The sequence below is a fragment of the Rhodoferax sp. genome (genome assembly GCF_028714215.1).
Lineage (GTDB): Bacteria > Pseudomonadota > Gammaproteobacteria > Burkholderiales > Burkholderiaceae_C > Rhodoferax.
Genome location: NZ_JAQTMS010000001.1, coordinates 1 through 14,713, shown reverse-complemented (window position 1 = coordinate 14,713; position 14,713 = coordinate 1). Strand labels below are relative to the sequence as shown.

10 protein-coding genes and 1 pseudogene are annotated in these 14,713 nt (G+C 60.5%); 9 read left to right on the top strand and 2 right to left on the bottom strand.

Annotated features, from left to right (window positions below; all coding sequences use genetic code 11):
* Positions 1-77: 77 nt before the first annotated feature.
* The 7 genes from PHS32_RS00055 to PHS32_RS00025 all read left to right on the top strand — a co-directional run bounded on the left by PHS32_RS00055 (position 78) and on the right by PHS32_RS00025 (position 10,883).
* Positions 78-269, top strand: a complete 192-nt coding sequence (locus PHS32_RS00055; RefSeq protein ID WP_301076706.1) for a hypothetical protein — start codon at positions 78-80, stop codon at positions 267-269.
* On the top strand, positions 266-3,673 hold the full coding sequence (locus tag PHS32_RS00050; RefSeq protein WP_301076705.1) for a phage tail tape measure C-terminal domain-containing protein: 3,408 nt from the start codon (positions 266-268) through the stop codon (positions 3,671-3,673). Before PHS32_RS00055 ends, PHS32_RS00050 begins: the two co-directional genes overlap by 4 nt.
* Positions 3,674-5,048: 1,375 nt before the next feature.
* Positions 5,049-6,089 carry an adenosine deaminase gene (locus tag PHS32_RS00045; RefSeq protein ID WP_301076704.1) on the top strand — a complete coding sequence of 347 codons (1,041 nt, stop codon included), beginning with the start codon at positions 5,049-5,051 and terminating at the stop codon, positions 6,087-6,089.
* Positions 6,090-6,181: 92 nt separating this feature from the next.
* On the top strand, positions 6,182-7,276 hold the full coding sequence (locus PHS32_RS00040) for a BMP family ABC transporter substrate-binding protein (RefSeq protein ID WP_301076703.1): 1,095 nt from the start codon (positions 6,182-6,184) through the stop codon (positions 7,274-7,276).
* 27 nt (positions 7,277-7,303) lie between these two features.
* Positions 7,304-8,662, top strand: a complete 1,359-nt coding sequence (gene guaD / locus PHS32_RS00035) for a guanine deaminase (protein WP_301076702.1) — start codon at positions 7,304-7,306, stop codon at positions 8,660-8,662.
* Positions 8,663-8,675: 13 nt separating this feature from the next.
* The gene (dcd, locus tag PHS32_RS00030; RefSeq protein ID WP_301076701.1) at positions 8,676-9,242 is read left to right on the top strand and encodes a dCTP deaminase; all 567 of its coding nucleotides are present in this window, start codon (positions 8,676-8,678) and stop codon (positions 9,240-9,242) included.
* Positions 9,243-9,362: 120 nt separating this feature from the next.
* Positions 9,363-10,883, top strand: a complete 1,521-nt coding sequence (locus tag PHS32_RS00025; protein WP_301076700.1) for a DEAD/DEAH box helicase — start codon at positions 9,363-9,365, stop codon at positions 10,881-10,883.
* Between the two features lie 18 nt (positions 10,884-10,901).
* On the opposite strand, the gene PHS32_RS00020 is transcribed toward PHS32_RS00025, so the two are convergent.
* Positions 10,902-11,765, bottom strand: coding sequence for a symmetrical bis(5'-nucleosyl)-tetraphosphatase (locus PHS32_RS00020; RefSeq protein ID WP_301076699.1), 864 nt, complete (start codon positions 11,763-11,765; stop codon positions 10,902-10,904).
* Positions 11,766-11,789: 24 nt separating this feature from the next.
* Here PHS32_RS00020 and PHS32_RS00015 point away from each other — a divergent pair, with 24 nt between their 5' ends.
* Positions 11,790-13,103: a hemolysin family protein gene (locus PHS32_RS00015; protein WP_301076698.1), complete on the top strand. Its 1,314-nt coding sequence runs from the start codon at positions 11,790-11,792 to the stop codon at positions 13,101-13,103.
* 91 nt (positions 13,104-13,194) lie between these two features.
* A complete protein-coding gene (locus PHS32_RS00010; protein ID WP_301076697.1) occupies positions 13,195-13,632 on the top strand; it encodes a universal stress protein in 438 nt (145 codons plus the stop codon).
* Positions 13,633-13,652: 20 nt separating this feature from the next.
* On the opposite strand, the pseudogene PHS32_RS00005 reads toward PHS32_RS00010, so the two are convergent.
* Positions 13,653-14,713 (bottom strand): annotated as a pseudogene (locus PHS32_RS00005) (ribonucleoside-diphosphate reductase, adenosylcobalamin-dependent); the annotation flags it as partial.

Genomic DNA, 14,713 nt, shown 5'->3' with positions numbered 1-14,713 from the left:
CTCGCTAAATCGGGAATTTGACAGCGTATCTTGATGTGAACACTGCACTTGCAGGGCACTTGATTAAGGTAATCGCTATGGCAGCCATCGAAGATGTCTTGTCCGATCTCAAAGAGCAACGTCGCCACTGGAATGAATTCAAAGCGGCACAGAACACACGCCTGAGCATCGCTGAAAAAGAGATTCGCGCCTTGTTCGTCAAAACGGGTCGATCCAACTTCAGCACGCGGGGAAATAGCCAGAAACAACTCAAAGGACACGCATCATGATCGCTGGCGCCCTCGAAATTCAAATATCGGCAGATTTTGCGCAGCTTGCGCAGGATTTTCAGGCCGCCAAGCAGATGACCAACGACTCTATGTCTGCAATTGGTTTGTCAATGGTTCAGGTGCAAAATTCGATCAATGCGATGTCTGCTGTTGAAAAAGAGCGTGCATCTCTTTTCGGTCGTACTTGGGAGGAAACCAAGCGCCTGCTGGCCATTGCCAAGGACGCCGCCGACAACACGGCCGCGTCGCTGGTGGCGCTCAAAATCGACCCCAATGCGCTCAGAGTGCCGGATGCTGCGTTTGAATCATTGAAGACGTGGCAGGAGAAGTTCGCCTACGCAATCGGTGGCGCCACCGCAATTGGTATTGACAAAGCGCAGGCTCTTTGGCAAGACTTCAAGGATTACACCGAAAAAACGGTTGTGATCTGGGGCATCGCTTTTGCCACCGGGGTGGCCGCCGCTGTCTTGGGCGCTGTCTATGCCGCCTACAAAGGCATAGATTTCCTGGTCGGGCTTATCACCGGAGAAAGCTATAAGACTGCTGAAATTACCGCGCTCGTCTCGATGAACAAGGAAGTTCAAAAGCTTCAGGACAATCTTCCATTGAGCGCGGTCGGAGCATCATCCTTGAACGAGGCTTTAAAGGTCCTTGGCATAAGCTCCACCGACTACGTAGGAACGCTCGGGAAAGCCACCATCGCCGCGCACACCAACACCACCGAACTGGATCGATTGGGTATCACCTACAAAGACCAAAACGGTGTTTTGCTTGACTCGAAGGAAATTCTGATCAATGCCGCTGGTGTGTTGGGAACCTACAAAGAGGGATGGGATCGCAACGCTGCCGCGCAAGCCATCGGCATGGGCACCGAGAAGCAAATTCAAGACGCCATAGCAATCACCAATGATAAGGTTCAAACCGCAAAAGACAGCCTCATCGCCTACGGCCTGATCATTGGCCCTGGCACGCAGAAACAAGTTGACCGGTATGAAACGGCGATGCAGACCTTCACTCGAGAATCCGAGTTAACCGGGCAAGGATTCAAGCGCGTCATCGCCGACAACTTCATGCCGATCCTCACGGATTTGGCCGAATATTTCTCAGATGGATTCCCGAAAGCGATATTTGTGTTTCGACAGGCGTTAGCTATCGCTACTTCGGCCTTTTATGCCTTCAAGACGGGGGTTTTTATTGTGGCTGAGGGGGTTCTCGGAATCCTTGAATCAATAGGCATTGGCATAGGTACGCTCGGTGCTGCGTCAGTCGCCGCCCTATCCGGGAATTTGACGGGCGCAAAAGACATTTTGGTGGCGGGCTGGTCGGATGCAAAAAACAGACTTGGAGCAATCGGCGACAACATCAGTGGCCAGATGCTTCACAACGCGCAGGCTATCAATCAAGCGTTCGGCGCTGACAGCCTGGGTGCAAACGCTGCCGCCGATGCGGCTACCAGCGTCGGGAACGCATGGACAGGTGCTGATGTGCCCGGAAAAGTCGGCTTGATGAAAGACGCCTATGACAAATTGATTTCTTCAATCGAAGCAAAAATTCTAAGTGGTCAAATAGAACTTGATGGCACTGGCAAGTTGACTGACGCGCAGAAGATTCAGGCCAAGCTCTATTCCGATATGACCAACAGCCTCATCATTTTGACCGATGAAGAGCTTCAAAACACGCTTGCAATGATCGATCAACTCGACGCCATCAATCAGGCTAAAGACGCGCAGATTCAACAGGCCGCGGAGACGGTCAATTTCACAAAGTCTCTTCAAGACCTTGAGAAGCAGCTCGGCAGAACAAATGACCAAACAATTGCCGAGAGAACTCTCTATATGCTGACCATCGGCACGCTCAAGGATTTGACCGATGAGCACAAGGCCGAGCTTCTCGCGGTGGCTGGAGAAATCGACGAACACAACATCTTGAAAGACGTTCTCAAGGCCGAGACTGAATACCGCAAGGTCATGGATGACGTGATGTGGAAAAGCATCGACACCATTCGCAACGCTCGCAATGCCGCCAATGACCAAATCGACCAGTACGTGTACGAAACAACGCTGATTGGCAAGACCGCCGACCAGATCATCTTCCTGAACGCGCAGCGCCAGATCGAAATTCAATACCGCCAGCAGGTTCAACAGCTAGGCTCAATTTATGGCAACGACATAGAAGGCTTCAACCGCGCCAAGGGTCAACTCGACACTGTCACCGAGACCCTGCGCGAAAAGCTCATTCCGGCGATGCAAACCCGACTGACCATGGAAAAGGATTGGGTCACCGGTGCCAATCAAGCCTACATCGACTACATCGCCAGCGCCGGCAATGCAGCCAATCAGGCCAAAACCCTATGGGGGAATACTTACAAGGGCATGGAGGACGCCGCCTACAGCTTTTTCAGGCATGGAGCGTTCGAAGCCGAAAACCTCATTGAGACGTTGAAGGACTCGCTCGCCCGCCTGGCCGCGCAGAAATTCACGGTCTGGATTACGGGCGAGTTGAGTGGCGTTGGAACATCCTTGCTTGACGCGCTGGGGCTGGGCGGCTTGATTAAGTCAAAAGCTGCTGAATCGGCCGCCGGGAGCGCTGCGACCAGTGTCGGCATCGGAAGCGGTGTTTCAACATTCGCAAGCGCACTCAATGGCACCACCTCTGTCCCCAACGCGCTGGGCACCGTTGCGGCCAACATGGGGTACGGCGGTGGCGGGATCGATGGACTGCTGGCGACAAACGGGGCATATGGAACGGCGGCCGGAACTGCAACGGAAGCCGCCGGCGCGGGATCTGGTTTGATGTCCGCTCTTGGCCCAGCCGCCCTGATGGCGCTTGGCTTCATGGCCTTGTCCGGCCCCGCAAAGCCCTACCAGGTGCTTGAAACGGGCGATCTGCCAAACCTCGCCGACCTCTACACCGGGATCATCACGGCCAATCAAAACAGTTCTGAAAACGTTTTGCTGCACGACATTTCGTACCAGAAAAATTACTTCCCCAACGACAAGAGCATTTGGTACGAGATTTTTGGCAACGGCGTGCCGTTCGGCGCAGTCAAATCACTGTCCGAAATTGGCTCGTTATTTTCAGGCGCCAAGGCAAGCGATCAGATCCCGGGCTTTGCGGATGGCGGCGACTTCAGTGGCGGCCTGCGCGTTGTCGGCGAGCGTGGCTGGGAGCTGGAGGCCACCGGCCCGTCGCGCATTTGGAATGCTGACCAGATCGCCTCCATGCTGCGCTCCGGCGGCGCCAGCGATCCGGAGTTGATCTCAGAAATGAAACTGCTGCGTGCCGAAGTCGAAGGCTTGCGCGACGAGGCACGCGCCACGGCCGGCCACACATCCAAATCCGCTCGCTTGTTGGAGCGTGCAATGCCCGGCGGAGATGCCATTGCAACCAGGGCCGTTACATGACCAGTAGCGTCATCAGGCCCATCCGCTGACAGACGCAATGCTGGTCAGCAGCATGGCGCCAATACCACCACAATCCAGACTGATTTCGTAGCGGCCATTGCGCAGGTCGCGGTCGCCAGAAAATGGGAGCGGCCGGCGACAAAATTGTCGCCTGGTGAGTTACCCTGGCCACATCTCCGTAACGGTTCCCAAATGTTTCGAGATCAACGCGTCTTGAGAACATCGCTCCCCGCCTGGGGATTGCCGGGCCGCCGTTAGGCGGTGGTGTGCGGGATTTTTACCGCGCTGCAAATGCCTGCAATCACTGGCACCAGACACCAGAATAAGTGCAGGGCCGCACGTCCTTGCACTTACCCGGAAAAATTTGCCCTCACTTTTTTTGAGCCTGAGGGCAGACTGAGGACACGCAAACCCAATGCCCATGCGGTTGTCGCAGTGCCCTCAGTTGTCGCAGTCCAAATGTCGACACCCCGAAGCGCACGCCCAGCCGATGCGCTGCCCAAAGTGCCCCGTGGCTGAGTGTTGGAGCTGGCGCCGATAGCCGGGCAAGGTGGCAGGGCAGCCAGCCACAAGCCTGCATGAGTGACCGCCGCCCGCCTTGCAGCGCTGCTCAAGGCGGCCGTGCGTTGGAGCTGGTGCCCCGATGGCTTGGCGCGGTGGTAGGCAGCCACGCACCCAGCCGCCCGCGGGTCGTGTGCTGGTCGACCATGGTTGCCTGGCACCCGATGGTGGCCGCCCGTTCGACTGTAGGCCGCGCCTGCCTGGCATAGGGCCGGCAACGTGCTACCGGATCACCCCTGAGATATTCAACCTTGAGCTGTGAACGCCTGTCTGTGCTGTGCGTTGGAGCTGGCGCCGATGGCTTGGCATGGTGGCCTGGCCGCAAGCCTGCATGAGCACCAGCCGCCCGCCCTGCTGCGTTGCTCAAGGCAGCTGTGCGTTGGAGCTGGTGCCGATGGCCTGGCGTGGTGGCGGGGCGGCCGGGCCGGGGTAGGGCGGGTCAAATCTCTGGCACTTTCAATCGGGAAACCGATAGCTTAAGCAATCTTTTGCGTGCGGGAATTATGAGGGGGGGGGTACTCCGATTCCATGATCTATGATTTGTTGTATTTCAGCCAAACTCTCACCGAGCTGCGGCGACCCAAAAAATAATCTAGCGATGGCGCCTAGGAATCACGCTAAACCGGGGTAGCAAACACCAAACCGGGGAACAAACCGGGGAACAAAATTTAGTTGAAAAAGTGAAAACCTAGCGTTCATGCGGGTTGCGGGGCATCATTCAATTGACGCCAGCCCACCATATCCCCTGACAAAGGCCGCCAAGGACAACCACTTGGCGGCTTTTTTCAATGCAAATCCGTGGCGATAATTGCTTATGTTCAAAGTAAAACCCGTCGCCGCGGATCGATTGCCTGAGTTGCTGCGGCTGATGCCCAAGGCAGAACTGCATATGCACGTGGAGGGCTCGCTGGAACCGGAGTTGATGTTTGCGCTGGCCCAGCGCAACGGTGTTGCGATGGCTTACCGGGACGTTGAAGCGCTGCGCGGCGCCTATGTGTTTGACGACCTGCAAAGCTTTCTGGACATCTACCATGCTGGCACGCTGGTGCTGCGCACCGAACAGGATTTCTACGACATGGCGCATGCCTATCTGGCGCGTGCTGCGGCGGACAACGTGGTCCATGCCGAGATTTTCTTTGACACGCAAACGCATACCGGCCATGGCCTGAGCACGGACCTGGTGATCAAGGGTTTGCACCGCGCCTGCGTCGCTGCCCAGGCAGAATTTGGCATCAGCGCGGCCCTGATTCTTTGCTTCTTGCGGCACCTGAGCGAGCATGAGGCGTTGGAGTGTCTGGAGCAGGCCTTGCCGCAGCGCGACAAGTTGCTGGGGGTGGGGCTGGCATCGAGTGAAGTGGGTCATCCGCCGGAAAAGTTTGCCCGCGTGTTTGCCCGTGCCCGCGCGCTGGGTTTCAGACTGGTGGCGCACGCCGGCGAAGAAGGTCCGCCGGCCTACATCTGGAGTGCGCTGGACGTCCTCAAGGTGGAGCGTATCGATCACGGGGTGCGGGCCTTGCGCGACCCGGCGCTGATGGCGCGTTTGGCCAGAGACCGCATTCCGCTCACGGTCTGTCCCCTGTCAAACCTGAAACTGCGCGTGTGTCCTACCTTGGCCCAGCACAACCTGGGGCACTTGCTGGATGCCGGCATCGTGGCGACCGTCAACTCGGACGACCCGGCTTACTTCGGTGGTTACATCAACCAGAACTTCACCCAGACCTTTGCCGCGCTGGATTTGAGTGCTCAGCACGCGTACCAGTTGGCATACAACAGTTTTGCTGCGAGTTTTATCGACGAGACGCTCAAGCGCCGGTACATCGAGCGCCTGAACGCCACCTTCGAGAATTTCAACTGAGACGCGATTGACCGGGTACGGCTAAAATAGCCCCAAGGCCCGCTGCTCCGGCGGGCTTTGTTTTGTGTTTCGGAGCCATGTAGAGGACTACCATGTATAAAAACCTCGCAGCCGCGCTCGCGGCCGCCTGTTTTATTTTCCCCGTTTTTTCCCAAACTGCCGCACCAGCCAGCGCCGCCAAAGAGACGCTTAAAGTCGGCTTTGTCTACGTTGCGCCGTTGACCGACACCGGTTGGGTGCGCCAGCATGATGAGGGCCGCCAGGCCATGGAGGCGGCGCTGGGCGCCAGGGTCAAAACCACTTATGTTGAAAATGTGGCCGAAGGGCCGGATGCCGAACGCGTGATTCGCGATCTTGCGGCCACCGGCCACAAGCTCATCTTCACACCCAGTTTTGGCTACATGGAACCCACGCTTAAGGTGGCGCAGGAATTTCCGGACGTCAAGTTCGAATCCATCACCGGCTACAAGACCGCGCCCAATGTGGCGGTGGCCAATGCCCGTTATTACGAGGGTCGTTACCTGGCCGGCATCGCCAGCGGGCGCATGACGCAAACCAGGCTGGTAGGCTATGTGGCGGGCTTTCCGATCCCGGAAGTGATACAGGGTATCAATGCCTTTACCCTGGGCCTGCGTTCGGTCAATCCCAAGGCGGAAGTCAAACTGGTCTGGCTCAACAGCTGGTTCGACCCGACCCGCGAACGCGACGCCGCCATGACGCTGTTCAATCAGAACGTCGACGTGATTGCCTTTCATACCGCTTCATCGGCCATCATGGCCGCTGCGCAAGAGCGCGGCAAGCTGGCCGTGGCCTACCACTCGGACATGCGGAAAATTGCACCGGACGCACAGATCGTGGCAGTGACCCACCAATGGGGCAAGTACTACACGCAGCGCGCGCAGGCGGTGCTGGACGGTAGCTGGAAAAGTGGCAACGTTTGGGGTGGCGTTAAAGAGGGCATGATCCGGATGGAGGGCTTCGGACCCAAAGTCCCGAAGGCCGTGCAGCAAGAAGTATTGGCGCGGCAAAAAGACATTGCGGCGGGCAAACTGCATCCCTTCCACGCCGGCAAGGTGTTGCTGGACAATGAAGGCAAGGAAGTCGTTGCCCAAGGCCAGACTCTGAGTGACGAACAAATCCTGAAGATGAATTGGCTGGTGCAAGGGGTGCAGGGCAAGCTGCCCTGAAGGTTCTAGCGGTTAAGCTCTCTGGCCATGAAAGCTTACCGCGCCGCCATCCTGCGCTTTACCCCCGAGGGCGAGCCACGTCACGCTGCCATTTTTGAAGAAGACGGCTTGTTGCTGGTGGGGCCCGATGCCAATGGCATGCGGGTGGTACAGGCGGTCGGTCCCTACCGTGAACTGCGGCAGCAATGGCCCGATGTGGTGCCGGAACATTTGCCGGGGCGCATCATCGCTCCCGGCTTTGTCGACCTGCACATCCACTTCCCGCAGACCAATGTCATCGGCGCCGCCGCCGACGGACTGCTGCCGTGGCTGGAGCAACACACCTTCCCGGAGGAAAAACGCTTCTCGTCGCCCGAATACAGCGCGCGGGAAGCCACGTTTTTCACGGCTGAATTGTTGCGCAACGGCGTTACCACCGCATTGGCGTTCGCCAGCTCGCATACCGAATCGGTGAATGCCCTGTTTGCCGAGGCACGGCGCAAGAACATGCGTCTGATCACCGGGCTGTGCCTGATGGACCGCAATGCCCCGCCCGAGGCCCTCAACCGGGGGGCGTCGGACGGTGCCTTTGACGCCACCGAACAGAGTCTGATCGACTCTGAAGCATTGATCGACAAGTGGCATGGCAAGGGCCGCCTGGGGTACGCCATCACACCGCGCTTTGCGCCCGGCTGCAGTGACGCCCAGTTGCGCGGCGCCGGTGCCCTGGCAGCCCAATACCCCGAGGTGTGGATTCAGTCGCATGTGGCGGAAAACCGGGAAGAAATCAAATGGGCGCGCCAGCTGTTCCCGGCCTCACGCAGCTACCTGGCCACCTACTTCGATTTTGGCCTGCTGCGCGAACGCGCCGTCTACGCTCATTGCGTCCATATTGACGATGCTGACCGCGCCCTGCTGCGTGACAGCGGCGCGGCGGCGGCAATCTGCCCGACCAGCAATCTGTTCCTGGGCAGCGGCTTTTTCGACTACGCCGGGGCGGACCGCGTCGGCTTCCGATACGGCCTGGCCAGCGACGTCGGCGCGGGCACCAGCTTCAGCCCATTTCACACCATGCTGGCGGCTTACTGCGTGGGGCGCGAAGGTCAGACCAAAGCGGGTCTGTCCCTGTCGCCGCAGCATCTGTGGTGGCAACACACGGCGGGCGCGGCGCAAGCACTCGGGCTGGACGGCAAAGAAGGCCGACCGGCCGTCGGCAACCTGTTGCCAGGCTGTGAAGCCGACTTTGTCGTGCTCAACCCGCAGGCCACGCCTTTGCTGGCGCGCAGAACGGCACAGGCCGATAGCCTGGACCAGTTGCTGTTTGCCATGATTGTGCTGGGAGACGATCGCCTGATCGAGAGAACGGTGATCTCGCAAGAGGCCCTGCGTACAATCTGCCAACCTTAGGAGATGTGTCCCCATGAGTATCAAAAGCGACAGATGGATTCGCCACATGGCGGAGACCACCGGCATGATCGAGCCCTTCGAGCCGGGCCAGATCCGCGAGCGCGACGGCCACAAAATTGTCAGCTACGGCACCAGCAGCTACGGCTACGACATCCGCTGCGCTCCCGAGTTCAAGGTTTTCACCAACATCCACAGCACGGTGGTGGACCCGAAGAATTTCGACGAAAAGAGTTTTGTCGACTTCAACGAGGACGTGTGCATCATCCCGCCCAACAGTTTTGCCCTGGCGCGGACCCTGGAGTACTTCCGCATTCCGCGCAACGTGCTGACCATTTGCCTGGGCAAGAGCACTTACGCGCGCTGCGGCATCATCGTCAACGTGACGCCCTTCGAGCCGGAGTGGGAGGGCTACGTGACGCTGGAATTCTCGAACACCACGCCGCTGCCGGCCAAGATTTACGCCGGCGAGGGCTGTGCGCAAGTGTTGTTCTTTGAAAGCGATGAAGTTTGCGAGACCAGCTACAAGGACCGGGGCGGCAAGTACCAGGGGCAGCATGGCGTGACGCTGCCCAGGGCGTAACCGGGTTTGCCGCCGCGCCGCCGCCCGGCTTCCCGGCGGTTTGGAGGATAATACCGGTTTGCCCCCAGTCCGTGGGGTGCACCACGCTATCGGACTGATAGCGCCAGATACTGGCTGTGAATGACCGATTTGACTTCTGATTTGACTCCTGACGCGTTACCGATGGCCTTTGCCCAGCTGCAACTGGCCGCACCACTGGCCCGCGCCGTGGCCGACCTTGGCTACGAGTCCATGACCCCGATCCAGGCGCAAGCCATTCCGGTGGTGTTGCAAGGCCGCGATGTGATGGGCGCGGCCCAAACCGGCACCGGCAAGACTGCGGCGTTTTCGCTGCCGCTGTTGCAACGCATGCTCAAACACCAGAGCAGTTCAACCTCGCCGGCCCGCCATCCGGTGCGTGCGCTGGTGTTGTTGCCGACGCGTGAGCTGGCCGACCAGGTGGCGCAAGCCATCAAGGATTACGCCAAGCACACCCAGTTGCGCTGCGCCGTGGTGTTTGGCGGCATGGACATGAAGCCGCAGACCATTGAGCTGAAAAAAGGCGTTGAAATTCTGGTCGCCACGCCGGGTCGCCTGCTGGACCATATCGAGGCCAAGAACGCCGTTCTGAACCAGGTCGAATACGTGGTGCTGGACGAGGCCGACCGCATGCTCGACATCGGCTTCCTGCCCGATTTGCAGCGCATCCTCTCCTACCTGCCCAAGCAGCGCACCACGCTGCTGTTTTCCGCCACCTTCTCGCCCGAAATCAAGCGCCTGGCAGGCAGCTACCTGCAGGACCCGGTGACGATTGAAGTGGGCGGCTCCAACGGTACGGCGGCCACTGTGGAACAGCACTTCTACAGTGTCGGTGACGATGACAAACGGCACGCCTTGCACCAGATCCTGAAGCAGCGCGATTTGAAGCAGGCCTTTGTTTTTGTCAACAGCAAACTGGGCTGTGCCCGGCTGGCCCGTTCTCTGGAGCGCGAAGGCCTGAAAACCACCGCCCTGCACGGCGACAAGAGCCAGGATGAACGTCTCAAGGCACTGGACGCTTTCAAGAAAGGCGAGGTCGATCTGCTGGTCTGCACCGACGTCGCGGCGCGCGGTCTGGACATCAAGGATGTGCCGGCGGTTTTCAACTTCGATATTCCCTTCAATGCCGAGGATTATGTGCACCGCATCGGTCGCACCGGGCGCGCCGGCGCGCTCGGTCTGGCGCTCAGTTTTGTCTCCAAGAGCGATGCCCGCCTGGTGGCCGATATTGAAAAGCTGCTGAAGACAAAAATCGAGTTGGAGGCGGTCGAGTTCGATGAAAATGTGCCCGACATCCACCGCCAGGGTCGCATCAATGACGGCCGTCGCATGTACGCCGAGGGTGTGCCGGACGACTCGCGGCACGGCAGCCATCGCTCTGGCGCCCTGCGCGACGTTGCGCGTGAAGGCCAGTTTGCCCGGCCGGAACGCCCGCCGCGGCGCGATTACACGCGGCCCACGCCGGCGGCGCGCGACCCGTTTTTCGACAAGCCCTACGAAGCTCCGCCAACCGCCGAGACCACCCCGACCTGGGACGCCACGGTCAGCCGGCCCGGTGCGCGCAGCATATCGGCCAACATCAAGCCCAAGCGCCGGGTGGCGGCCTTGTTCAAGGCCGAGTAGCGTTTCGGAACGGCTGCGTCAACCAGGCTTCTGGGCCTGTTGACATTTAACCTGGATCAGTTCTTGCGCCAGCACGGCGGCCTTGTCTGAACCGGTCGCGCCACCCAGGCGCAGTGCGCTCAGGCAGCCACCCCAAACGCAGCCGGTATCGAGCGACAACACATCGGAGCGCGCCAGCCAGCCCAGGGTTGACCAGTGCCCGAAAGCGACGGTGACGTTGGCCGTCCGGCGGCCTGGCACATCAAACCACGGCAGATAGCCTGGCGGCGTGGCGGCAGTGCCTTCCTTGCTGGCAAATTCCATCCGGCCGTCGGCATCGCAAAATCGCAGCCGGGTCAGGCTGTTCACAATCACGCGCAGCCGGGCCGTGCCGCTGAGCTGGTCGCTCCAGGAGCTGGGCTCATCGCCGTACATCCGCGGCAAAAATTCCGCCAGTGCGGGGCCGCGCAGAACCTCCTCTACCTCTCTTGCCAAGGCCATTGTCTGGCTGGCAGTCCAGGCCGGAAGAACGCCGGCATGAACCATCAACACTGCATGACCGTCTATTTTTTTGAACATCGCCATGGGCTGCCCCCTTAACCAGTCCAGCATGGGCTGGCGGTCCGGTGCGTCCAGAATGGCGTCCAAGGTGTCCTTGGGATGGCGCTTGCGCGCACCATAGGCCAGCGCCAGCAGGTGCAGGTCGTGGTTGCCCAGCACGCTCTGAACCGACCCGCCATAAGCCATCAGACGGCGCAGCACAGCGGCCGAGTCCGGTCCGCGGTTGACCAGATCGCCCAGCAGATAAAGTGTGTCGCGGCTGGCCGAAAAGGAAATCTCATCCAGTAGCCGTTGCAATGCGCTGTCGCAACCCTGGATGTCGCCAATAAGGTAGAGTGCCATGGTGTTCATTCTCGCTGCTGATTCATGGATTTTTTGCTGATTGTTTTTTTGACCCTGCTCAACGGCGTGTTTGCCATGTCGGAGCTGGCCCTGGCAGCGAGTCGCAAAGCGCGCCTGAACGCCATGGCCGAGGCCGGCGACAAAGGGGCACAGGCGGCGCTTACGCTGCTGGGCAATCCGAATCAGTTCCTGTCGACGGTGCAGGTCGGCATCACCTCCATCGGTGTTCTCAACGGCATTGTCGGCGAGTCGGCTTTCAGTGCCGGCGTGGCGGCCTGGCTGCACGGTTTTGGCGTTGCCGACAAGGCCGCCGCCATCTCCGCCACCGCCATCGTGGTCACGCTGATCACTTTCACCACCATCATTTTTGGCGAGTTGGTGCCCAAGCGCATCGGCCAGTTGCACCCGGAACCGGTGGCCCGCTGGGTGGCGCGCCCGATGCTGTGGCTGGCCACCGCGACCAAGCCGTTTGTGAAACTGCTGTCCGGGACCACGGCAGCGGTACTCAAGTTGTTGCGCATCGACACCAACACGGTGCGGCCGGTGACCGAGGAGGAAATCAGCGCCAGTCTGGAAGAGGGGGTTGACGCCGGCGTCATTGAGCAGCATGAGCACCAGATGGTGCAAAACGTGTTTCAACTCGATGAGCGATCGCTGACTTCGCTGATGGTGCCGCGGGCGGATGTGGAGTGGCTCGATGCCGGCAACACCGTGGCGCAGAGTCTGAATTTGGCTGGTAGCGGCGGCCAGGGCGGTGCCCATTCCTGGTACCCGGTGTGCCGCGGCTCGCTCGACAACGTGGTGGGTGTGATCAGCGTCGCCCGCTTGTTGCAACTGGGCTCGGCGACGCCCGGTAGCATCGAGTCTCACGCCATACCCGCCACTTTTGTACCGGAAACCCTGAGTGGCATGGAATTGCTGGAACAGTTTCGCGCCAAGGCCGGTCGTTTTGTCTTTGTGGTCGACGAGTACGGCGTGGTGCAGGGCACGCTGACGCCGCGCGACCTGCTGGAAGCCATCACCGGCGAATTGCAGCCGGGGGCACAGGCCGATGCCTGGGCGACGCAACGCGACGACGGCAGCTGGCTGCTGGATGGCTTGATGCCGGTGGGCGAACTCAAGGTGCGTCTGGACCTGGACGATCTGCCGGAAGAGGACAGAGGCCGTTACAACACGGTGGCCGGTTTGCTGCTGTCGGTGTCGGGCCACCTGCCGGCGGTCGGCGAGCGCATCGAGTGCGCCGGCTGGTTGTTCGAGGTGCTTGATCTGGATGGCAGGCGCATCGACAAAGTGCTGGCCAGCCGGCTGGAACGCTGCATTGCCGACGCCCTGGTCTGACGCCTTACCGATGCGACAATGGTGACGGCCAAGGTGCCTGCCGTGTCGTCACAAGGTGCCAGGGAAACTTTAAGTTCAAAGGATTTTCAACATGTTCAAGCACATACTGGTTCCGGTGGATGGTTCAGCGACAGCGCAGTTGGCGGTTGACAAGGCGATCGGTCTGGCCAAGGCCTTTGACAGTCGCGTGACGGCCATTTTTGTCATCGATCCCTATCCGTTTACCGGGGTCGGGACCGATTTCGCCTACGGCCAGGCCGAGTACCTGAGCGCCGCCACGGCCGAAGCCAACGCCGCCATCAAGGCCGCCAAAATGGCGCTGGAGCAAGCCGGTGTCAGCGTCAACACTTCGGTGATTGAATCGCATGCGGCCTGGCGCGGCGTGGTAGAGGCGGCCCAGGCCATGCAAGCCGACTTGATCGTGATGGGCTCGCACGGCCGCAGCGGTCTGGAAAAACTGGTGCTGGGCAGCGTTACGCAAGCGGTGCTGTCGCACACGCAACTGCCGGTGCTGGTGGTGCGCGGCTGAAGCCGCCGCGCTTCACGCCCTCAACCGCACTGCCCGACGTAGCCGCAGGCGGTGCAGAAGTCGCAGCCGTCCTTGTGAATGACGGTCGGGTTGCCGCACTCCGGACACACCTTGCCGGCCATGGTCGTGGGGGCCGCCTGGTTCTTCGGCGCATCCAGCACGCCCATTTCCCGCAACGGCAAGCCTTCTTCGTCCAGCACGCCCAGCATGGCGTAGCGGTGGATGATGAGGCGTGCGATGTAAGCCACGGTGGAGGGCCAGGTCTGCTGGCGCCGCTCGCCATGCGGCAAGCCCGGCACGAAGGCCATGAAGTGGCCCAGCGGCTCGGCATAGTTGAGCAGTTTGCGCAGCTTCATGCCGATCCAGGCCGGATCGATCACCCGCATGTCCAGCGACAGCAAGCGGGCCAGGCCATCCAGGGCGCGTGGGTAGTTGCCGGAAAAACCGACCGCGCAGGGCCGGGTCACGATGACCCCGTCCTGGCCCGGCAGATTGACTTCCTTGAGGGTGACCGTGAAGGATTCGCCGGTGGCCGGGTTGTCGACATCGACCGACCAGGCCAGGGTGCCGGACGGGCCGGTCTGCGGTTCGCCGCGGCTGAACATGGCGTCCAGCACCGGGGTTGCCACCTTGGAGCCTTTGCCCGGCAAGGCCTTGAGCTGGTCGCAGCGCCAGCGGATGACCGCTGCCGTGGCCGCCACCACGCCCGGGAACAGGCGACGCTCGCCGTGCGGCGGGAACGGCATCTCAAACGAATGCTCTTCGGCCACCGTGGCCAGGGCGTCGAGCTTGAGCTCCAGCCAGGCCGGGTCATTGGCGCGCAAGTCCATGGACAGCGTCTTGGCCAGTGCGCCCAAGCCGCGCGGCTGCTCGGTGCCATTGACCCAGACTTCGAACGGCTTCGGCGCGCCGCCCTCTTCGGGTGCCAGTTCGCCGACAAACAAGGCGAAGTCGTCGAACGGGTGATGCACCATGAAAGTCCAGGCCGGGTTGCCGCCGGGCAGTTCGGGCCGGCTCGGCCAGCGCAGCGAAGACAGCACCGGCACCGGCAGACGCTCCAGTGACAAGCGGTGATTGGTGC